The organism is Candidatus Avoscillospira sp. LCP25S3_F1, from assembly GCF_052117125.1.
Classification (GTDB): Bacteria; Bacillota; Clostridia; order Oscillospirales; family Oscillospiraceae; genus Avoscillospira_A.
In genome coordinates this window covers 149,666-168,999 of sequence record NZ_JBQKJT010000001.1, presented here as the reverse complement: position 1 = coordinate 168,999, position 19,334 = coordinate 149,666, and the positions used below count along the sequence as shown (strand labels likewise).

Genomic DNA, 19,334 nt, shown 5'->3' with positions numbered 1-19,334 from the left:
GGGGGATGGTGTCGTATGATCGGTGAAGTAATACTTGTAATTTTCCTTATAATCCTTGTGTTCGGATGGCCGCTTTATATGTTTTTTTACGTTATCTATGATGATATAAAGAAGCGCATATCTGATTATGTAAAGCAAAAGAAGAAAAAAACAGTAGAAGAAATGTGCAAGGAGTACAAGGAAGAATTAAGGGCTTGGGCAGATGAGGAAATATCAAAACAGAACGCGGAGTACAGAACAGAGTGTGACCGATGGCTGTATACTGCAATTGATGAAGCGAAAAGGAATTCTATTGAATACGCTAGGCAAGCAGTTAATAAAATAAAAAATGATTGTGAAGAAGAAAAAAATAACTATAAAATAAAATGTGATTCTGATGTGAGCAGAATCCTTCATTCTGAATCGCAAAACTACCCTTGGTTGGCAAAGATCATTGCAGATTTTGAATATTCCGAAAACAGGCGAACATATCAGATTCTTAGGAATAAAAAAAATCCAGCTATCAAAGCGTCGGAGGAAGTTAAAAGGATTGCAAAAGAAAAACGCGAACTCCTTTACGAAAATAAACAACTACAGTATCAACTAAACTATTATGAATCTGTATTTCCTTGGCTGGAAGAATTCAAACAAATACCGCCTAGAGAAGCATATTCATACCTAAATCAGAGTGATGAAGCGGATGACTCTGAGCGATATGAGAAATATCGGGAGTATTTATCACCAGAAGAATATGCCAATCTCCCAAAAGTTGAGAAATTCCAGCGCGCATTGGATAGGTACAAAGAGAAAAGAAAAAACAATCGTGGAGTTGGCATTGGATATGAACGGTACATCGGTTTTTTACTGGAAACAGACGGATATAGAGTTCTCTACAACGGGGCCATAAAAGGACTGGAAGATATGGGGCGGGATCTTATTGCCAGAAAAGATAAACAAGTTCTGGTAATTCAGTGTAAAAGATGGGGCAAAGAAAAAATAATTCATGAAAAACATATTTTTCAACTCTATGCAACCATGGTTCTGTTGGCCAGCGAAGAAAAGGGGAAGGATTTTAAGGCTGTATTTATTACAACTACAACACTTTCGGATGTCGCAAGAAGATGCGCAGAGTATTTAGATGTTAAATTGGTTGAGAATCTTCCATATAAAGACTACCCGATGATTAAGTGCAATATTGCAAAGAATGGTGAGAAAATCTATCATTTGCCGTTCGATCAGCAATATGATCGCGTTTCTATTTGTGGGAAACCAGGCGCTTTCTATGCCTCAACTATTAAAGAAGCTGAGGACAAGGGGTTCCGACGTGCATACAGGTGGGTTCCTGATAAATCATAGAGCTACGATGCAGGGGGGTGGCCGGTATGCCAAGGAAGGGGGAAATTGGCATGGAATCGTTAAAAATTATCAACTTTAACGTATACTGCCCCGGGGACAATTTCAAAATCGAACCAATGCAGGTGATTTTGAGAAAAGTTCCCCAGGGCTGGTTTCCAGAGTGTAACGGATGTGAAAATATGAACGGGAGTATGCCGTGTGACCTGTGCCGCAGAGATTTGATGCTAATGTTTATGCATCACCCAGACATGAACACAAGGGAACCGATCACTCCCGCACTGCCGGAGGAAGAGAAAGATAACTTCTCATCCGATCTTCATAGGCCGGGGAAATGACCCGACCATAGTGGGACGCCAATTCTTCGATGGTGGAACACGTTTCACTCCCAAACAGTGGGTGCTTTTTTGCGTTCTCCATCATGCGCTGCCGCTCTTTCATGGTAAATTCATCGGGTTTCATTGGTGATTCCTCCTTTCAGTGTCCTTGCACTTATAATATATAATAGAACAAATGTTTGTAAATATCAACAGACGATTGTTTAGTTTGCGAAAATCACAGGAGGTGGCCGCATGCCCAGAAAGGCACTGAATCTATGAGAAGGGAGAACGGCTGACGTAAATGCAGACAGAGAAACTATTTCGTGTTGGCGAATACATAGAATTGTTCAATCAGATGACAGGGCAGGCGCTCCCTTGCGGTGCTATCTACCAGTCTCATGGCCTGGCAAAGCACATTCAGAAACGGCACGCCGGTGAAAATGAGCATTTGAACGACATACCGGCCATCATCCAGAATCCGGATTACATTGGGAAACATCCAAAAGAGAAGAACAGTATTGAACTGGTGAAAGTGCTGCACCAGAACGTGATGGTTTGCATCAAACTGGATTTAGACGAGAACTACCTGTTTGTTGCCAGTGTGTTTGAAATCACAGAGGCAAAGCTGAGAAACCGAATCAACAGCGGAAGATTGAAACGAATTGATAACTGACGTAAACAACTGTTGACATTTTTTTGTTTACTGTGTATAATCAAGACACAAGGAGCATATATATTGCTTGGTCTTTGAGGTCGGAAATGGCTCCCGACACTCCCTTCGGGGAACCTGAGATGAAGGATACGCCGCCCTTCCAAAGTCCAAGATAAGCCGGGAGTGTCTTAATTGAGATGCTCCCGGCTTTCTATTTAACACAGGAGGTGGCCGCATGCCCAGAAAAAAGAATACCGACGGGTTATATCTGCGGCCCAACGGCGTATATGAAAAAATCCTGACGATTGACGGGAAGCGGAGGGCGTTCCGGTCCAAGGACCCGGACGAGGTGTGGCGCAAGATCGAAGCGGCGCAGAACCCGGTACGAACGTTTTCCACGGTTTGCGACGAATGGCAGGAAGAGCACTATAAGACCATCGGACCCGGTACCCAATCCAGCTATAACAGCGCTATCCAGCGGGCCAAGGACGCCGTGGGGGAGGTCCCCATTGACGAGGTCAGCGGCGAGGATATAGAGGCCGTGCTGCTGGACCTGAAATCCAAGGGCCTATCTGCACACACGGTTAAAATCCAGAAATATTTATTTGGAATGGTAATGGATTATGCCATTGTCCACGGATACACCCGGCAGAACCCGGCCAAGGCCGTGCGGACCCCCAAGGGCTTGCCCCGGAAAACGAGGGAGGCCCCGGAGGATGACGCCATACAGCGTATCCGGGACAACGTGGGGGCCTATTTTGGACTGTTCGCGTTTTTCCTGCTGTATACCGGCTGCCGGAAAGGGGAGGCCCTGGCGATTACCGGCGCCGACATTGACCGGAAACGGAAGGTGATCCACATTCGGCGGTCGGTGGCCTATAGCCATGGTGTGCCGTACATCAAGACGCCCAAGACGGAAGCCGGTACGCGGGAGGTGCCGCTGCTGGATGATCTGGAGCGGGTCCTGCCAAAGCTGCGGGACGATGAATTGTTGTTCCCCCAGGAGAACGGCCAGCCAATGAGCAGCAAGACATACGAACGACACTGGCGGCACTACTGCAAAGACGCCGGGTTCTCTGACTGGCGGCCAGAACAGCGAACAGACAAGAACGGACGGGCTTACACCTACAAGGCCCATCGAAACACACTGACGGCCCATGTGCTGCGCCATGGGTATGCGACCATCCTCTATGAGGCCGGTATTGATGTGCAGCAAGCCAAGGTTTTGCTGGGGCACTCCGATATTTCGGTTACACAGCAAATTTATACACATATTCGCAACTCGAGGAGAGAATCGGTAGCGGAAAAACTCAATTCGTATTTTTCGGGCAATACACACCAGTCTACACACTAAAACCCGGAAAGCGTTGATAATACAGGAGTTTTTCTGCACTACGAATCAGTAGGTCGGGGGTTCGAGTCCCTCCTACCGTACCAGCACCCCGATTGCAAATGCAGTCGGGGTGCTTTTTGCTATAGCCGTGCAAAATTTCAGATGTATACCGCAGAAGCAGAGGACGGAACGGGTGGCTGTCGCCCCCGGTTCAGGGTCGGGAGATGTGGGAAGCGTCACCCCACCTGTTTCTGTTGAATCGCATGGCAGGCAACTTCGGTTGCCTGCTTTTTCAATATCGACTTTTTTGGAGGGGTATCGCATGTCCATCTATGAATCCATTTGGCAGCAGGCGAACGCGTTGGGGCCGCAGCTCCGGGAGACACGCCGCGATTTCCATGCCCATGCAGAGGGCGGTTGGTGCGAAATCCGCACCGCGTCCCTGGTGGCCCGGCGGTTGACCCAGCTGGGCTATGCGGTTTTCCTGGGACGGGAGGTTTGCCGGGATGCCAGCCGTATGGGGCTGCCCACAGTGCAGCGGCTGGATGATGCGTACCAGCGGGCCATGGCCCAGGGGGCCGACCCGGAATTTGCCCCCCGCCTGCGGGGCGGCTTCACCGGCGTCATGGGGGTGCTGGACTGCGGCGATGGGCCGGTGGTGGCGCTGCGATTCGATATGGACGCATTGGGCGTGGTGGAGGCGGCGGAATTGTCCCACCGTCCGGCGGCGGAGGGGTTCCGCTCCGGCAATGAGGGCGTCATGCACGCCTGCGGCCACGACGGCCACACGGCCATGGGCTTGGCGGTGGCGGAGGTCCTGATGAATCTACGGGACCAGCTCCACGGCAAGATTAAACTGTTGTTCCAACCGGCCGAGGAGGGGGTCCGGGGCGCCAAATCAATGGTGGACCGGGGCCTGCTGGACGATGTGGACTATGTGATTGCAACCCATATGGGCCAGCGGTCCGACGGCGTTTCTCAGGTCTCTTTCACCGAGGAGGGAACGCTGGCTACGACCAAACTGGACGTGACCTTTACGGGCAAGGCGGCCCATGCGGCCATGGTGCCGGAGCAGGGGCGCAACGCGCTGCTGGCGGCGGCCACGGCGGTACTGAACCTCCACGCCATCCCCCGCAGCAGCCAGGGGGAGACGCGCATCAATGTGGGGACCCTCCACGCAGGCACGGGCCGGAATGTCATCTGTGACCGGGCGGCGATGGAACTGGAAGTCCGGGGTGCTACGACGGAAATCAACGAGGAGATGGAACGATACGCCCGGCGAATCCTTCAGGCGGCGGCGGAAATGCACGGGTGCGGCTGGGAGATCACGCCCATGGGGGCATCGCCGTCCCTCCGGAGCCATCCGGAATTGGTGAAACGGGCCGAGAGCGTTTGCCGGGACAAGCTGGGATTGCGGGTCCTGTCTGGGGAAAAGGCCGGGGCCAGTGAGGATTTTGCGTATATGGTGAACGCGGTTCAGGAACACGGGGGACAGGGATTGATGTTCCATACGCTGTCGCCCTGCGCCGGACCGTTCCATGGAAGGAATTTTGATTTTGATGAGGGCGATCTGGTCACCGGCGTGGCCGCATTCTGTGGAATCGTCGCCGATTTGTTGCAATAGAGCAAAACAATAAAAGTTTTACTCGATTTTTTTCAAAAAATCGTGGGGTCCAGGGGCAAAGCCCCGGTCGCCCCGCGCACGGGGCGAAACTCCCGCTGGCCGCAGCCAGCGAAATTCCCGCCCGCCGCAGCGGGCGAACTCCTCAATCGTCCATAGCGCCATCCGCAGATGGCGCAACTCCCGGCAAAGCCGAAGGCCGCCGTCCCCACCCCGTCAGCGGGTGGTGGACGGCGGCCTTATGTCGTACCGCGTTCGATGACATACTCGCACCACGAACCACGTAGGGCAGTTCGTCCCTTACCAGGTGCATACTGTGTCACGAACCGGCTGCGGGGGCGGTGGGTACGCTGGATGATGGTCCGCCGCACCCCGCCTATGGCGGGAGCGGCGGACCATGGGGCCGTCCATGACGGCCCCGGGGATTCCGCCATCTGCGGATGGCGGTTTGGGACGATGGGGTGTTTCGCGCCGTGCGCGGCGCGGGGATTTCGCCCGCTGCGGCGGGCGGGAGTTTCGCCCGTTGCGACGGGCGACCAGAGGCGCTGCCTCTGGACTCCGCGATTTTTTGAAAAAAATCGAGTAAAACTTTTTTCTTTTGGGTGCGATGTAAGTCCGGGGCCGGGCGGGCGGCTCCTGCCGCCCGCCCTCTGATGCTCAGTGCATCATGTCGTCCACGACGTCCGATACCTTGCGCTTGATGGTATGCGCAGCGTCGTCGGCGGCCTGATACATGGCCGACCGCTTGGGTACCATCATCATCACGGCCGCACCAGCCAGCATCCCTGCGCCTACAGCGGCGGCAAGTCCTTTCATCTCCATAACATTCAACCTCCTCTCCGACCATAGCATATCCCACTTTGCCCCCTCTCACCCATGCAATTTCCCCCAGTCACGTCACCCTAGGCAGACGCACATTTCTATGATATGATACTGCTATCTGAAAGAAAGAACGGTGGGTTTGTATGTCCATGGAACTGTTACAGCGGAAAATTTGTGAAAAACGAACCCCGGCCTTGGTCAGTCTCGATCTGACCCCGGCCCTCCTGCCGCCGTCGGTCTGGAGCGGCGGCTCCGTCGCCGATCTGGCGGCGGCTTACGAATCCTGGGGCAGAACGATTTTGGATGCGTTGGCCGATTCCATCCCGGCGGTGAAATTCCATCCCGTCTGGTTTGAACGGCTGGGCAGCCGCGGCCTCGATGTGGTCCGTGACCTGTGCGCCTACGCCCAATCCCTGGGGTATTATGTCCTGTTGGAGACGGGCCGCTCCGACCATCCGGCGGCGGCGGAACTGTCGGCTGCCACCTATTTCGGCCCCTTGAGCGCTCAGAATGAACCGTGGGAACAGCCTTGGCCCATCCATGGCCTGTCCATCGGCGGGTACACCGGCAGCGACGGCGTCAAACCCTACCTGGCCCACTGTAAAACCCTCAACAAAAGCATTTTTGTCCAGGCCCGCACCGCCGATAAATCGGCCCGGGAGGTCCAGGACCTGATCTCCGGCGACCGGGTCGTTCACACGGCCATGGCCGATCTGGCCGTCCGCTGGAGCGTGGGGATGGAGGATGGCTCCGGGTTCTCCCGCGTCGGCGTGGCCCTGTGCCCCCGCAGCGCCGACGCCGCCGCCGAACTGCGCCGCCGCTATGAACGGCTGTTCTTCCTGATTCCCGGCCGCACGGTCCACGGCTCCTCCTTTAAGGATATGACCCGGCTCTTTGACAAGTACGGCCATGGGGCCGTCATGGAAATTACGTCCGGTCTTCTGGACGCCTGGGAACGCCATCCGACCGACCCGGCGGGCGCGCTCCAGCTGGCCGGAGAACGGCTGCGGGACGAGCTGGCCCGCCATGTGAAGGTGATGTGACATGACAAAACTCTATATCATCCGCCACGCCGAGGCCGAGGGCAATCTGTTCCGCCGCATCCACGGCCACTATAACAGCAACGTCACCCACGACGGATTGAAACAGATTGCCGCGCTGGAACGGCGCTTCCAGGGCGAACCCATCGACGTTTGCTACAGCAGTGATCTGGTGCGGACCCGGGTCACGGCCCGGGCCGTCTACGAACCGAGGGATTTGCCCCTGCGGCTGGAACCGGGATTCCGGGAGGTCTATCTTGGCCCCTGGGAGGATTTGCCCTTCGGCCTGCTGGAACGGGAGCAGCGGGACCAGCTGACGGCCTTCAGCCACCGGCCCCGGGAGTGGCACGTGGACGGGGCGGAGGATTTTCTCGTTTATCAGCGGCGGTTCCTGGATACGCTGGAGCGGGTGGCCCAGTGGCACGACGGAAAAACGGTGGCCATTTTCACCCATGGCTGCGTCATTCGGGCTATGCTGGAGGGCCTGTTCCCCGGACAGGAGGCGGGCCACTGTGACAACACCGGCGTCACCCTGCTGGAATACGACGGTGGCCGGTATCGGGAGATTTACCGCAACGACAACAGCCATGTACCGGAAAATTTATCCACCTTCGCCAAACAGAATTGGTGGAGAAAGGACCGGGTCCGGCGGGACCGGAATCTTTGGTTCCGGCCCCTGGGCAACGATCCCCAGTGGTATGTCCAGTGCCGCCGGGAAGCCTGGGAGGGCATCTACGGGCCGGGCAGCTTCCATGACGGAACGGCGTATTACGCCGACGCCGTGGGCCGCGCCGCCGGAGAACCGTGGGCCATCTGTCAGGCCATGCTGGGCGACGAACCGGCGGGTCTGCTGCAATTGGATCTGAACCGGGGCGCGGAGCGGCGCGTGGGGTATATCCCGTTTCTCTATCTGCTGCCGGAGTACCGGCGGTTGGGATTGGGCGTCCAACTGATCGGTCAGGCCGTCAGCTTTTACCGGCGGTTGGGCAGAACCCATTTGGAGCTGGCGGTGTCGCCGGAAAATCCGGGGGCCGTCCGGTTTTACCGCCGAAACGGCATGACGGAGGCCGGTACCGTGGCCGGGGCAGGGAAGACCCTGTGGTTGATGGATTTTAATATGGATTTAAACCGGGACCTGGAACCCGCATTGATAACAGTATAAAGCTTTTACTGAATTTTTTCTCGAAAAAATTCTGGGGTCCAGGGGCAAAGCCCCGGTCGCGCCGCGCACGGCGCGAAATACCCGCCCCGCGCACGGGGCGAAATGCCCCAACCGGTCATCAGGCGTTGAACAATCTGCCGGTTGCGGCAAAAGAACAAAAAGGCGGGGGCTGGCCCCCGCCTTTTTTACCGCATCCCCGCGCCCATGGAATCCGTGTTCGGTGTCTGGGTCCGGGGCATGGGCCGCACCGGCTCCCGGCCCGTCCGGTCGGTCCGGTCGCTCCGGTCCGTCTCCTTGGACGGATTGGTCCCGTTCACCCGGCCGTCATGGGTGGTCGATACGTTCCCACGGTACTCCGTTACCTCGTCCTCCGCCTTGTCCACCATCTGGGATACGCTGTTGCCGCAGGCCGTCAGCCCCGCCGCCAACAAAAGCGCCATAATCATGGTTACCGTCTGTTTCATCGAAAATTCCTCCTTGTGGTAAATCTCGTATCTCCAGACGTAGTATGTGCCGTTTTTCCTCCCGTCACTATGCAAATCCCTACCAGTTGTGGCGATTTCCGCCAAATTGCCCCACCATTTTTTGAGAAAATCACTGTTGATTCTTTTACCGGAAAACAGTATAATGATATCGCTGAACAAAAACGCAAACACACAAATAAAGGGGTACTTTACATATGAAAAAGCTGACAGTCAAAAAGGGTAGCGAATGTATGGCCTGCCTGGCTTGCGTCCAGGCCTGCTCCAACGCGTTCTACAAGGAATTCCATCCCGATAAGTCCTGCATCCAGATCGTCGCTAAGAACGGCGCCGCCAAGCCCATGGTCTGCGTCCAGTGCGGCAAGTGCGCCAAGGCCTGCGAGTACGGCGCCATCACCCAGAACGCCAAGGGCGTTTACACCATCAACAAAAAGCTCTGCACCCAGTGCGGTAAGTGCGCCGAGGCATGTCCCTTCCATGTGTTGGTCAAGGTCGCCGATCAGCCCGCTTCCAAGTGCATCGCCTGCGGCATCTGCGCCAAGGCATGTCCCATGGAAATCCTTGAGGTTGTCGAGGCCTGATTCTTCCTGCGGTTTTTTTTCCAGCGCCGTCTCCACAGGAGGCGGCGCTTTTTCATTGCTTGCCATCGGATTTCCCATCGGCGCAATATGGAAATTTTCGACACCATCTTGACAAACGCCATCGGGACTGGTACTCTTTCCTATGGACATATTGATATGTTTCTATCGATACTAAGGAGGCTTCCATGGCATCGTCCCCCATTCTGCGTTTTCGGCCCGCCGACGGGTTGGTGATCCTCTGTGTGCTGCTGCTGGCCGGGGCGTCTCTGCTGTCCTTCCTGCGCAATGCCGCCGTGGAACCGGCCACCGTGGAGGTCTGGCAGAACGGCGCCCTGGTCAAAACGGTCCCCGCCATGTCCCAGGTGACCTTTGACGTCTCCGGCGATTACACCAACACCGTCACCGTCGAGTTCGGCAAGGTCGCCGTCACCCATTCCGACTGCCCCACCCAGGACTGTGTCCACACCGGTTGGATCTCCTACACCGGCCAGACCATCGTGTGTCTGCCCAACGGCGTGGAAGTCCGTCTCACCGGCGGCAGCGCGGAACCCGACATTGACGGCGTCAGCCGCTAGGGGAGGGGATGCCGTGCAACACACCAAACGTCTCACCATGGGGGCCATCCTTACGGCCCTGGCCCTGGCCCTTTCCTATATGGAACGGTTTTTCCCCCTGCAATTGCTCGTCCCCCTGCCCGGCGTCAAGCTGGGACTGGCCAATCTCGTCACCGTCTTTGCACTCTATTTCCTGACGGTCCGGGAAGCCGGGATGATTCTCGTTCTGCGCTGCGCCCTGGGGTCCCTGTTCTCCACCGGCGTGACGGCGTTCCTCTTTTCCATCGGCGGCGGGCTCCTGGCCCTGCTGGTCATGGCCGCCCTGCAACGCTGCCGCGCCCTCTCCCTGTACGGCGTCTCCATGGCCGGCGCCGCCGCCCACAACATCGGCCAGCTCTCCGTGGCCGCCCTGGTCCTCGGCTCGTCCTACGTCTGGGCCTATCTGCCCTTTCTGCTGCTGGTCTCCCTGGTGACCGGCGCCATCACCGGCACCGTCGCCGTTTACGGCTTCCGGGGACTCCTGGGCACGGGACTGCGGCTGCGGCAGGGGAGCGGGTAAAGGGGGAGTTCGCCCGTTGCGACGGGCGGGGATTTCGCTGGCTGCGGCCAGCGACCGGGGGCGCTGCCCCCTGGACCCCTGCGATTTTTTGAAAAAAATCGAGTAAAACTTTTATAGTTTGGATTGTTATTTTGATTTGGTGCGGTGCCTCAGAATGGGCGCGGTAACGCGCTCAATCCATGCTTCGCATTGTTGCGGTGGGAGGGCCAAGGCCCCTCAGCCCCGCCGGAAGGATGTTCGATGGGATGGTTTCGTCCCGGCGCGATGTGAACGTACATAACACCGCACGGACTGCCCATATGGTTCGTAGGGGAAAAACCTCCGTGCCCCACCGAAGGCATATGCCGCCCTGCACCACGATAAATAACCCTATTTCTGCAATGGGAGTACAGGATATTAAACAAATTCGCCAAAGATGCGGGAAAACCGCGTTTGGAATAGACTAAACTTTCCAGGAGGAGAAGACATGAAAAAATTTTTTGCCCTGACCTTGGCTTGTGCCATGCTGACCGGCATCCTGTCCGGCTGCGGCAGCACCGCCGTGGTCCACGTCTCCGATGCCGAACTGCTGGCCGAAGACACGGAGAACACCACCACTGAGGTCACCGACAACACCGACACCGAGACCACCACCGAAACCAACGACAGCGAAGTGGACACCGGTTCCGCCGCCGGAGCCGTGAAGACCGGCCTGGCCGTCACCGGCTCCATCAGCAAATCCAAGTCCGCCGCCGACGGCGAGGACGGCCTGGGTCAGGCGGATATCAGCGTTGTCGCCGTCACCGTCAACGAAGCGGGCGTCATCGACGCCTGCGCCATCGACGCCATCCAGATCAAGGTGAACTTCGACGCCACCGGCACCGTTACCTCCGATCTGACCGCCCCGGTCCAGTCCAAGAATGAGCTGGGCGCCGATTACGGCATGGTCAAGGCCAGCGGCATCGGCAAGGAGTGGAACGAACAGGCGCAGGCCCTGGCCGACTATGTGGAAGGCAAGACCCTCGACGAGGTCAAGGGCATCGCGGTGGACGAGTCCACCAAGCCCACCGACGCCGATCTGGCTTCCTCTGTGACCATCTCCATCGGCGGCTACATCAGCCTCATTGAGCAGGCCTACAACAATGCCGTCGATCTGGGCGCACAGGCCGGCGACGTGCTGACCATCGCCCAGGAGCCCTCCCTCGGCGACACCACCTCCGCCACCGCCGACGCCCTGGGCGCGGTGGCCGTGTCCACCACCATTTCCGCTGTCACCACCAACGGCGGCGTCATCACCTCCTGCGTCATCGACGGCATCCAGCCCAAGGTGGAGTTTGACCAGACCGGTACCGTTACCACCGACCTGAGCGGCTCCGTGGCCTCCAAGAACACCCTGGGTACCGACTACGGCATGAGCAAGGCCAGCGCCATCGGCAAGGAGTGGAACGAGCAGGCTGCCGCTTTCGCTGCCTACACCGTCGGTAAGACCGCCGACGAAGTCACCGGCATTGCCGTCTCCGAGACCGGCGGCGCTGCCGATGCCGATCTGGCCGCCTCCTGCTCCATCTCCATCGGCGGCTTCCAGTCCGTCGTTGCCAAGGCGGCACAGTAAATGAAACGGCTGGGTTCCGTTCTGGTCCTCTGTGCCCTCCTGTGCGGCTGTGCCGCCGCACCGGCAGGGCAGGGGGAGCCCCAGCGTTACGAGGCGTCGTTCCTGACCCTCTTTGACACGGTGACCACCATGGTGGGCTACGCCGACAGTGAAGAAGCGTTCACGGCCCAGGCCCAGCAGATTCACGACGGCCTGTTGGAGTACCACCAGCTCTACGACATCTACAACGACTACGACGGCATAAATAATTTAAAGACCGTCAACGATAACGCCGGTGTCGCGCCGGTGGAAGTGGATGGTAAGATTCTCGACATGCTGGAGTTTTCCCGGGAACTGTACGAGGAGACCGGTGGACGGGTCAATGTGGCCATGGGCAGCGTCCTGGCTCTGTGGCACGACGCAAGAGAAGCGGGCATCGACGACCCGGCCAACGCCGTTCTGCCGGACCAGGCCGCCCTGGAAGAAGCGGCCCGCCACACCGACTGGTCCAACGTGGTCATTGACGAGGAAGCCGGGACCGTCTATCTCAGCGACCCGGAGATGTCCCTGGACGTGGGAGCCATTGCCAAGGGCTACGCCGTGGAGCGGGTCTGCGAAACGGCGCCCTCGGGAATGCTGATTTCCGTCGGCGGCAACGTCCGGGCCACCGGCCCCAAGCCCGACGGCTCCCCCTGGGTCGTGGGCATCGAAAACCCCGACGGCGGCGACTTCCTCCATACCCTCTATGTGGAGGATTCCTCCGTGGTCACCAGCGGCGACTACCAGCGGTATTATCTGGTGGACGGTAAACGCTATCACCACATCATCGACCCCGACACCCTCTATCCGGCCACCCAATGGCGGTCCGTCTCCATTGTCGGCGTGGATTCCGGCCTGGCCGACGGCCTCTCCACGGCCCTGTTCACCCTGTCCCAGGAGGACGGACAAAAACTCCTGGACCAGTTCGACGCCGAAGCCCTCTGGATGACCCAGGACGGGACGCTTTTGTACAGCCCCGGCTTCCAGGCCATGGTGCGGACATAGGGGGAGGTTTCGCCCGTTGCGACGGGCGACCGGGGGCGCTGCCCCCTGGACCCCGCGATTTTGGGCTGCCCGCCGTCCGTTGGCAAGAGTGCTCACCGAGGAATTTTCCGTTAGGGCAAGGTGTGGATTCGCAGCCATACTGTATGTATGGCAAGAAGCCGCACCGCTGCCATAGCGGAAAAGGCCCGGCGAGCACCGCAGACACACGGGCGGAGGGTAGCCCCCACAAGAAAAAAATCGAGTAAAACTTTTATCTGTTTGGAGTTTTTAGAAATTTTGGTTTGGTGCGGTGCCACAGAAGTGGTGCGGTAAGGCTCTGAATCCATGCTTCGCATTGTTGCGGCGGTGGACGAGACGCGGTGCATCACCATGGTCCAGTACGCACCATCGTTTGAGAGCTAGGGTGACAATTGGACTGCGTCACCCAAAATAAGAGGTGAATGTTATGAGTAAGTTTTGGGGTGGTATTCATCCCAAAGGCAACAAATCCCTGTCCAGGGGCGGCGACCTGCCGGAGCTCCATCCCCAACAGGTGGTGCTGCCCATGGTGCAGCACATCGGTGCGGCCTGTACCCCCCTGGTGCAGGTGGGCGACACCGTCAAACTGGGCCAGAAGATCGGCGACGGCTCCGGCGTCTGCGCCCCCATCCATGCTTCCGTTTCCGGCCGCGTCCTGGCCGTGGAGCCTCGGCCCCATACCTCCGGCCGCGACATCCTCTCCGTCGTCATCGAGAACGACTATCTCGACACCCTGGACGAGACGATGATGCGCTACATGGACCACAAAGACCTCCAGCCCAACGACATTTTGAAGATCATCCACGAGGCCGGTATTGTCGGCATGGGCGGCGCGACGTTCCCCACCGACGTCAAGGCGTTCTCCGCTTTGGGCAAGGTGGACTGCGTTCTCATCAACGCCTGTGAGTGCGAGCCCTACATCACCGCCGATGATACCCTGATCTGCCACTATGCCCAGCAGGTCCGCACCGGCGCCCAGGTGCTCCAGTGGGCCCTGACCCCCGAGCGCACCGTCATCGCCATCGAGGACAACAAGCCCGAGGCCATCGCCATCCTCAAGGAGACGCTGAAGCCCGAGGACAACATCGAGCTGATGGTTCTGCCCACCCGCTACCCTCAGGGCGCGGAGAAGCAGCTGATTCAGGCTGTCACCGGCCGTCTGGTCCCGGCGGGCGGTCTGCCCGCTGCCGTCGGCTGCGCCGTCTTCAACGTGGCCACCACCGCCGCCGTCTACCGGGCCGTCTATGAGGGCGCTCCCATCACCCGCCGCGTGGTCACCGTCACTGGTGACGGCGTCCTGTCGCCCCGCAACTTCCTGGTGCCCATCGGCACCAGCTTCGGCGACGCCATCCACGCCGCCGGGGGACTGCTGGACGGCACCAAAAAGGTCATCTCCGGCGGCCCCATGATGGGCTGGGCCCAGTCCAACCTCGACGTGCCCGTGCTCAAGGGCACCAACTCCATTCTCTGCCTGAAAAACGGCAACGAAACGCCCGACAATCCCGTCTGCATCCGCTGCGGCCGCTGCGTCGGCGTCTGCCCCATGCACTTGCAGCCCCTGTACCTGTACCGCTATACCAGGCTGGGCCGGGTGCCGCAGATCGACAAGTTCCACCTCATGGACTGCATCGAGTGCGGCTGCTGCTCCTACATCTGTCCCGGCAAACTGCCCCTGGTGCAGACCATCCGGGAGGGCAAAAAACTCTGGAAGGAGGCCAACGCCAAGTGAATCTTCTGGTTACTTCGTCGCCCCATATCCACAGCGGCCGTACCACGTCCCGCCTCATGGCCGACGTGCTCATCGCTCTGCTGCCCGCTGTGGTGGCCGGTATCTACTTCTTCGGCCTCCGTGCTGCGATTCTGATGGTGGTGTCCATCGCCTCCTGTAAGATCGCCGAATTCCTCTGGTGCGCCGTGCGCCGTCAGCCCCACACCCTCCGGGACTGCTCCGCCGCCGTCACCGGCCTGTTGCTGGCCCTGACCCTGCCCGTGTCCGTGCCCTACTGGGTGCCTGTCGTTGGCGGCTTCTTCGCCATGATCGTGGTCAAGGGCCTCGGCGGCGGCCTCGGTCAGAACACCTTCAACCCCGCCCTGGCCGCCCGTGCCTTCCTGGTGCTCCTGTTCCCGGCGGCCATGACCCGCTTCGCCGCCGCCGGTACGTCCATCGGCAGCGCTCCCATGTCCGTGGATATCGTGTCCTCCGCCACGCCCCTGCACCATATGGTCATGCCGGAGCTGCCCAATGTGTCCCTGCTGGATGCGTTCCTCGGCAACCTGCCCGGCTGCATCGGTGAGGTGTCCGCCCTGGCCCTGCTCATCGGCGGCGCGTATCTGGTCATCCGCAAGGTCATCTCCCTGCGGATTCCCGTGGCCTATCTGGCTGCCGTGGCCGTGCTGACCCTGATTTTCAACAAGGGGCAGGACCCCATCCAGTGGATGGCCTACAACCTGCTCTGCGGCGGCGTGCTGCTGGGCGCCATCTTTATGGCCACCGACTACGCCACGTCTCCCGTCACCCCCCTGGGCCAGATCGTCTACGGTGTGGGCTGCGGCGTTTTGACCGTGGTGTTCCGGTACTTCGGCCTGTTCCCCGAGGGCGTCACCTACGCCATCCTGCTCATGAACGCCGTGGCCTGGGCGTTGGACCGCATCACCCCGCCCCGGCGGTTTACCAGCATTCCGGGAGGTGCCAAATGAACAAAAAGATTGTTGTACCGGTTGTGGTGACGGTGGTCCTGGCCGCTGTCCTCTACGGTGTGGCCGCCGGATTGCTGCCGGCCACCAATGCAAACCGGTTGGCCGATTTGAAATCCATCCTCACGACGCTGCTGCCCGGTTCGGAAACCTTCACCGTGGAACCCTACAGCGGCGAAGATGAAAACATTTCCGCCGTCTACAAGGCCGACAACGGCTATGTGGTGGAGACCGTCACCGACGGTTATGTGGATGGGATTACCATGCTCGTCGGCGTCAGCAACGACGGCAAAGTGACCGGCGTTGTCATCCGGAACCAGCATGAGACCTGGGGCCTGGGCCAGAAAGCCGCCAACGACGTGCCGTTCCTGACCCAGCTCCTGCGGGACGAGGAAACGCTGACCGTGGGTGAGAACGTGGACGGCGTCACCGGCGCCACCGTGACCTCGAAAGCCGTGGTCAAGGCCGTCAACTCGGCCAAAGCCTTCGTCACCGGCGCGGACGTGTCTTCCAGCGCCACCGAATGGGGAGGTTGAGTAAGGATGCAGAAAAGTTATCGCCTGTTTACGATTCTGGCCATTGTCACCGCTCTGTTCTGCCTGGGCCATGTGCTCTACGGCGCTTTTGCGCCCCAGGCCATGCTGCCCGGTCTGGACCTGATGTGGATTTGCGCCGTGTCCCTGGTGGCCCTGGTCATTGACCACTACGCCGCCCCCAACGCCGAACGCTGCTGGCCCCTGGTGCCGGTCTTCGGTCTGGTGATCTTCGCCGCCATGCCCTATTTTTCCGGCCTCCTGGGCGGCATGGAGCTGGTCAAGTTCGCCGTCACCGGTGCGGTATCCTTTACGGTGCTGACCGCCCTGTACGCCATCGCCGCCGACCGCCTCGCCGCCGGCAAGTCCAACAAGGCCGCCCCCGTGGTCACCGGCCTGCTGCTGTTCCTGGCTGTTCAGGGCTGCATGGGCATGGTGCTGTAAGGGGGAGTTTCGCCCGCTGCGACGTGCGAGGGGTTTCGCCCGTTGCGACGGGCGACCGGGGGCGCTGCCCCCTGGACCCCTGCGATTTTTTGAAAAAAATCGAGTAAAACTTTTAAGGCTTAGAGTTTTGAGTGATTTGGTGCGCTGCCGCTGAATTTGTGCGGTAAGCCGCTGAATCCATGCTTCGCATTGTTGCGGAAGTCATCGATAGAGATACCATCCAATCGGGTGGTATCTCTTTTTTTGCGGCTGGTACGGATTCGCCCCAGTGCGGCGGCAGATGGGGGAGGGGCGTTTGCGGTGTCCAAGGCGGTGGAGTTCTTTCTTTTTTTTCTTTCTTTCTGTTATAGTTTTTTTATTATATTTTATTTATTATTACTAGGGGGCCAAATCGTCCCCTATATACGGGCCAAATCGTCCCCGATGATGGTCCGTTTTGTCCCCTATGGCAGCGGAAATTCAGAAGGGTAATGGAGAATTTCCACAGGAAACTGACAGGTTATCCTCAGAGATATCCACAGGCTCTCCCCAGGCCAGATAGATTTGGTTGGCAACGCTGTAGCCGCCGTTTTGTTCCCACAGCAGCGATGCAGCTGCCAATTCCCGCATGGCTGCGGTGATCCGTTTCCGGTGTACGCCCAGCGTCTGCGCCAGCTCCTGCCGGGGGTATATCAGATACACCTCGCTGTGTTCGTTGACCCACCCGTTTTTCTGCGACAGCCGGAACCGGTCGTACAGCAGCATATACACCAGCTTGGCATCCAAACTCAAATCCTGCCGCGCCAGCAGCCACCGGGGCATCTGGTAAAAATCCGCCTCCACCCGGTGGGAGGCGGTCAGCAGGGGATAGGGGGGACGTTCTTTCATCGGTACGGCTTCCATGGGAGCCACCTCCTTTTTTGCGCTGCCTTTATGATACCACATCCCCGCCCCGGCCCAACCGAAGCCAAACGCCCCGGAAGCCCCTGTTTTCAGGGCCTCCGGGGCGCTCTTGTTTAGAACGGAAAAAAAGCACATTTGTCAGATTTTTGTCTCATTTCAGCTGCCGGTTACTTCCGCTGGAACGACAGGTACCGGGTCCCCTGGAACGTCAATTGTCCCCGGTCGCCCTCCACCAGCATCCCGTATTCCGACGGGTCCACATGGAATTCCATCCGGTCGCCGCTCTCCACCTGGAACGTCACATAATAGCTGCTGGACGTGCGGTGTGTGTCGCTGTTCCGGCGGCTCACATGCTGCCGCTTGGCCACCACCGTGGCCGCCACCGTCAGGCGCGGGGAATGGTTGTTCCGGTTCCACCGGAACAGCGACCGCCCCACCATCACCACAAAGACCACTATGAAGAGGACAAACATCACCGTAAACATCACGTTAAACATCTGAAACCCCATAGGACCAAGCATACCGGACCCCTCCTGTGTCTTTTTTTGTAGTATACGGCCTTTCCGGGACCGTGTCAACCATTGTATGCGGCGGAAAAACGTGGTATGATACATCCAAATAACGGGCCTGCGGCCCCATGGAGGTACAATCGATGGAATATACACTGAAAAACCGCCTGCTCACCGTCCGCGTTTCCGATCATGGCGCGGAACTCCAATCCATCCTGGGCGCCGACGGCGTCGAATATCTCTGGCAGGGGGACCCGGCCTACTGGGCCCGCCGTGCCACCAACCTGTTCCCCCATGTGGGACGGCTCACCAACGGTACCTACACCTGGAACGGGAAGACCTATGAATTAGGTCCCCACGGCTTCGCCCGGAATCTCAACTATACCCTGGTGGAACAGACCGAAGACACCGTAACACTGGAGCTTACCGACAGCGATGAGACCAGAACCAGCTATCCCTTTGCCTTTTCCTATCAGCTCCGCTACCGCCTGGAAAACGACACCCTTTCCATCACGTTCCGGGTGGAAAACCGGGGCGGGGAAGAGATGCCCTTCGGCCTTGGCGCCCATCCCGGCTTCCGCGTCCCCATGGCCGACGGCTTGCAGTTCACCGACTACAAGGTGGTATTCGGCGCCCCCTGCAATCCCCGGTCCCTGGACCTGTCCCCGGCCGCCTATCTGGCCGGTACCGATTCCCCGTACCCCCTCGCGGACAACGCCATCCCCCTGCGCCACGACCTCTTTGACAACGATGCCATTATCTTAAAGGATATGGCCCGTTCCGTCTCCCTCGTCACCGAGCAGGACCCCCACGGCGTGGTCGTCTCCTTCCCCGATATGCCCTTCCTGGGCCTGTGGCATACCCCCAAGACCGAAGCCCCCTTCCTCTGCATCGAACCCTGGGCCACCCTCCCCGCCGTCCAGGACGTCGTTGAGGACTTCGCCACCAAGCAGCCGTTCTTCCACCTGGCCCCCGGCGGCGTCTACGAAAACACCTGGACCATTCAAGTGCTGGGACAGTAAAGAAAGCGGTTCAGGGGGATTTCGCTGGCTGCGGCCAGCGGGAGTTTCGCCCGTTGCGACGGGCGGGTGTTTCGCGCCTTGCGAGGCGCGACCAGAGGCCCTGCCTCTGGACTCCGCGATTTTTTTCAAAAAATCGCGGGGTCCGGGGCAGCGCCCCGGC

Annotated in this window: 21 protein-coding genes; 16 read left to right on the top strand and 5 right to left on the bottom strand. The window is 58.8% G+C overall.

Going from position 1 to position 19,334, the window contains the following annotated elements; genetic code table 11:
• Positions 1–15: 15 nt before the first annotated feature.
• Complete coding sequence (locus tag ACTQ33_RS00895) at positions 16–1,335, top strand: restriction endonuclease (protein WP_441461308.1); 1,320 nt, start codon at positions 16–18, stop codon at positions 1,333–1,335.
• A gap of 267 nt (positions 1,336–1,602) precedes the next feature.
• Here ACTQ33_RS00895 and ACTQ33_RS00890 read toward each other — a convergent pair whose 3' ends face one another.
• Positions 1,603–1,794, bottom strand: coding sequence for a hypothetical protein (locus ACTQ33_RS00890; protein ID WP_441461306.1), 192 nt, complete (start codon positions 1,792–1,794; stop codon positions 1,603–1,605).
• 159 nt (positions 1,795–1,953) lie between these two features.
• Between ACTQ33_RS00890 and ACTQ33_RS00885 the strand changes: the two genes are divergently transcribed.
• The 3 genes from ACTQ33_RS00885 (at position 1,954) to ACTQ33_RS00875 (ending at position 5,261) form a co-directional block, all read left to right on the top strand.
• Positions 1,954–2,325 (top strand): PBECR2 nuclease fold domain-containing protein, encoded by a 372-nt coding sequence (locus tag ACTQ33_RS00885; RefSeq protein ID WP_441461304.1) that lies wholly within the window; start codon positions 1,954–1,956, stop codon positions 2,323–2,325.
• 214 nt (positions 2,326–2,539) lie between these two features.
• The gene (locus ACTQ33_RS00880; protein ID WP_441461302.1) at positions 2,540–3,658 is read left to right on the top strand and encodes a tyrosine-type recombinase/integrase; all 1,119 of its coding nucleotides are present in this window, start codon (positions 2,540–2,542) and stop codon (positions 3,656–3,658) included.
• Positions 3,659–3,959: 301 nt separating this feature from the next.
• Positions 3,960–5,261, top strand: coding sequence for an amidohydrolase (locus ACTQ33_RS00875; RefSeq protein ID WP_441461300.1), 1,302 nt, complete (start codon positions 3,960–3,962; stop codon positions 5,259–5,261).
• A gap of 654 nt (positions 5,262–5,915) precedes the next feature.
• Here the strand turns inward: ACTQ33_RS00875 and ACTQ33_RS00870 are convergent.
• Entirely contained in the window at positions 5,916–6,080 is a 165-nt protein-coding gene (locus ACTQ33_RS00870; protein ID WP_441461298.1) for a hypothetical protein, read from the bottom strand.
• Positions 6,081–6,223: 143 nt separating this feature from the next.
• Between ACTQ33_RS00870 and ACTQ33_RS00865 the strand changes: the two genes are divergently transcribed.
• Positions 6,224–7,123 (top strand): hypothetical protein, encoded by a 900-nt coding sequence (locus tag ACTQ33_RS00865; protein ID WP_441461296.1) that lies wholly within the window; start codon positions 6,224–6,226, stop codon positions 7,121–7,123.
• Between the two features lies 1 nt (position 7,124).
• Positions 7,125–8,282: a GNAT family N-acetyltransferase gene (locus tag ACTQ33_RS00860; RefSeq protein ID WP_441461295.1), complete on the top strand. Its 1,158-nt coding sequence runs from the start codon at positions 7,125–7,127 to the stop codon at positions 8,280–8,282.
• Between the two features lie 185 nt (positions 8,283–8,467).
• Here the strand turns inward: ACTQ33_RS00860 and ACTQ33_RS00855 are convergent, their stop codons facing one another.
• Positions 8,468–8,746: a hypothetical protein gene (locus ACTQ33_RS00855; protein ID WP_441461293.1), complete on the bottom strand. Its 279-nt coding sequence runs from the start codon at positions 8,744–8,746 to the stop codon at positions 8,468–8,470.
• Positions 8,747–8,961: 215 nt separating this feature from the next.
• On the opposite strand from ACTQ33_RS00855, the gene ACTQ33_RS00850 reads away from it, so the two are divergent.
• From ACTQ33_RS00850 to ACTQ33_RS00810, 9 genes are all read left to right on the top strand, one after another.
• Positions 8,962–9,345 (top strand): 4Fe-4S binding protein, encoded by a 384-nt coding sequence (locus ACTQ33_RS00850; protein ID WP_441461291.1) that lies wholly within the window; start codon positions 8,962–8,964, stop codon positions 9,343–9,345.
• A 185-nt stretch (positions 9,346–9,530) separates the two neighbouring features.
• Positions 9,531–9,920 carry a NusG domain II-containing protein gene (locus ACTQ33_RS00845; RefSeq protein WP_441461289.1) on the top strand — a complete coding sequence of 130 codons (390 nt, stop codon included), beginning with the start codon at positions 9,531–9,533 and terminating at the stop codon, positions 9,918–9,920.
• A gap of 13 nt (positions 9,921–9,933) precedes the next feature.
• A complete protein-coding gene (locus ACTQ33_RS00840; protein ID WP_441461287.1) occupies positions 9,934–10,458 on the top strand; it encodes a Gx transporter family protein in 525 nt (174 codons plus the stop codon).
• Between the two features lie 466 nt (positions 10,459–10,924).
• Positions 10,925–12,049, top strand: a complete 1,125-nt coding sequence (locus tag ACTQ33_RS00835; protein ID WP_441461285.1) for a hypothetical protein — start codon at positions 10,925–10,927, stop codon at positions 12,047–12,049.
• Positions 12,050–13,072 carry an FAD:protein FMN transferase gene (locus tag ACTQ33_RS00830; protein WP_441461283.1) on the top strand — a complete coding sequence of 341 codons (1,023 nt, stop codon included), beginning with the start codon at positions 12,050–12,052 and terminating at the stop codon, positions 13,070–13,072.
• Between the two features lie 445 nt (positions 13,073–13,517).
• Positions 13,518–14,819, top strand: coding sequence for an electron transport complex subunit RsxC (gene rsxC / locus ACTQ33_RS00825; protein WP_441461281.1), 1,302 nt, complete (start codon positions 13,518–13,520; stop codon positions 14,817–14,819).
• Complete coding sequence (locus ACTQ33_RS00820) at positions 14,816–15,787, top strand: RnfABCDGE type electron transport complex subunit D (protein WP_441461280.1); 972 nt, start codon at positions 14,816–14,818, stop codon at positions 15,785–15,787. The genes rsxC and ACTQ33_RS00820 overlap by 4 nt, the downstream gene beginning before the upstream one ends.
• The gene (locus ACTQ33_RS00815) at positions 15,784–16,320 is read left to right on the top strand and encodes an FMN-binding protein (RefSeq protein ID WP_441461278.1); all 537 of its coding nucleotides are present in this window, start codon (positions 15,784–15,786) and stop codon (positions 16,318–16,320) included. Before ACTQ33_RS00820 ends, ACTQ33_RS00815 begins: the two co-directional genes overlap by 4 nt.
• 6 nt (positions 16,321–16,326) lie before the next feature.
• Positions 16,327–16,761, top strand: coding sequence for a hypothetical protein (locus ACTQ33_RS00810; RefSeq protein WP_441461276.1), 435 nt, complete (start codon positions 16,327–16,329; stop codon positions 16,759–16,761).
• A gap of 459 nt (positions 16,762–17,220) precedes the next feature.
• On the opposite strand, the gene ACTQ33_RS00805 is transcribed toward ACTQ33_RS00810, so the two are convergent.
• Positions 17,221–17,643 carry a replication initiator protein A gene (locus tag ACTQ33_RS00805; protein ID WP_441461274.1) on the bottom strand — a complete coding sequence of 141 codons (423 nt, stop codon included), beginning with the start codon at positions 17,641–17,643 and terminating at the stop codon, positions 17,221–17,223.
• 167 nt (positions 17,644–17,810) lie between these two features.
• A complete protein-coding gene (locus ACTQ33_RS00800; protein ID WP_441461272.1) occupies positions 17,811–18,164 on the bottom strand; it encodes a DUF2500 domain-containing protein in 354 nt (117 codons plus the stop codon).
• Positions 18,165–18,295: 131 nt separating this feature from the next.
• On the opposite strand from ACTQ33_RS00800, the gene ACTQ33_RS00795 reads away from it, so the two are divergent.
• Positions 18,296–19,174: an aldose 1-epimerase family protein gene (locus ACTQ33_RS00795; RefSeq protein ID WP_441461266.1), complete on the top strand. Its 879-nt coding sequence runs from the start codon at positions 18,296–18,298 to the stop codon at positions 19,172–19,174.
• Positions 19,175–19,334 lie beyond the last annotated feature (160 nt).

What these genes read in the sequence shown, in the direction of transcription:
- ACTQ33_RS00895 (WP_441461308.1), top strand. Translation starts at nt 16, where the DNA reads ATGATCGGTGAAGTAATACTTGTAATTTTCCTTATAATCCTTGTGTTC.
- ACTQ33_RS00835 (WP_441461285.1), top strand. Translation starts at nt 10,925, where the DNA reads ATGAAAAAATTTTTTGCCCTGACCTTGGCTTGTGCCATGCTGACCGGC.
- ACTQ33_RS00845 (WP_441461289.1), top strand. Translation starts at nt 9,531, where the DNA reads ATGGCATCGTCCCCCATTCTGCGTTTTCGGCCCGCCGACGGGTTGGTG.
- ACTQ33_RS00810 (WP_441461276.1), top strand. Translation starts at nt 16,327, where the DNA reads ATGCAGAAAAGTTATCGCCTGTTTACGATTCTGGCCATTGTCACCGCT.
- ACTQ33_RS00880 (WP_441461302.1), top strand. Translation starts at nt 2,540, where the DNA reads ATGCCCAGAAAAAAGAATACCGACGGGTTATATCTGCGGCCCAACGGC.
- ACTQ33_RS00830 (WP_441461283.1), top strand. Translation starts at nt 12,050, where the DNA reads ATGAAACGGCTGGGTTCCGTTCTGGTCCTCTGTGCCCTCCTGTGCGGC.
- rsxC (WP_441461281.1), top strand. Translation starts at nt 13,518, where the DNA reads ATGAGTAAGTTTTGGGGTGGTATTCATCCCAAAGGCAACAAATCCCTG.
- ACTQ33_RS00805 (WP_441461274.1), bottom strand. Translation starts at nt 17,643, where the DNA reads ATGGAAGCCGTACCGATGAAAGAACGTCCCCCCTATCCCCTGCTGACC.
- ACTQ33_RS00875 (WP_441461300.1), top strand. Translation starts at nt 3,960, where the DNA reads ATGTCCATCTATGAATCCATTTGGCAGCAGGCGAACGCGTTGGGGCCG.
- ACTQ33_RS00800 (WP_441461272.1), bottom strand. Translation starts at nt 18,164, where the DNA reads ATGCTTGGTCCTATGGGGTTTCAGATGTTTAACGTGATGTTTACGGTG.
- ACTQ33_RS00865 (WP_441461296.1), top strand. Translation starts at nt 6,224, where the DNA reads ATGTCCATGGAACTGTTACAGCGGAAAATTTGTGAAAAACGAACCCCG.
- ACTQ33_RS00860 (WP_441461295.1), top strand. Translation starts at nt 7,125, where the DNA reads ATGACAAAACTCTATATCATCCGCCACGCCGAGGCCGAGGGCAATCTG.
- ACTQ33_RS00850 (WP_441461291.1), top strand. Translation starts at nt 8,962, where the DNA reads ATGAAAAAGCTGACAGTCAAAAAGGGTAGCGAATGTATGGCCTGCCTG.
- ACTQ33_RS00885 (WP_441461304.1), top strand. Translation starts at nt 1,954, where the DNA reads ATGCAGACAGAGAAACTATTTCGTGTTGGCGAATACATAGAATTGTTC.
- ACTQ33_RS00890 (WP_441461306.1), bottom strand. Translation starts at nt 1,794, where the DNA reads ATGAAACCCGATGAATTTACCATGAAAGAGCGGCAGCGCATGATGGAG.
- ACTQ33_RS00815 (WP_441461278.1), top strand. Translation starts at nt 15,784, where the DNA reads ATGAACAAAAAGATTGTTGTACCGGTTGTGGTGACGGTGGTCCTGGCC.
- ACTQ33_RS00855 (WP_441461293.1), bottom strand. Translation starts at nt 8,746, where the DNA reads ATGAAACAGACGGTAACCATGATTATGGCGCTTTTGTTGGCGGCGGGG.
- ACTQ33_RS00870 (WP_441461298.1), bottom strand. Translation starts at nt 6,080, where the DNA reads ATGGAGATGAAAGGACTTGCCGCCGCTGTAGGCGCAGGGATGCTGGCT.
- ACTQ33_RS00795 (WP_441461266.1), top strand. Translation starts at nt 18,296, where the DNA reads ATGGAATATACACTGAAAAACCGCCTGCTCACCGTCCGCGTTTCCGAT.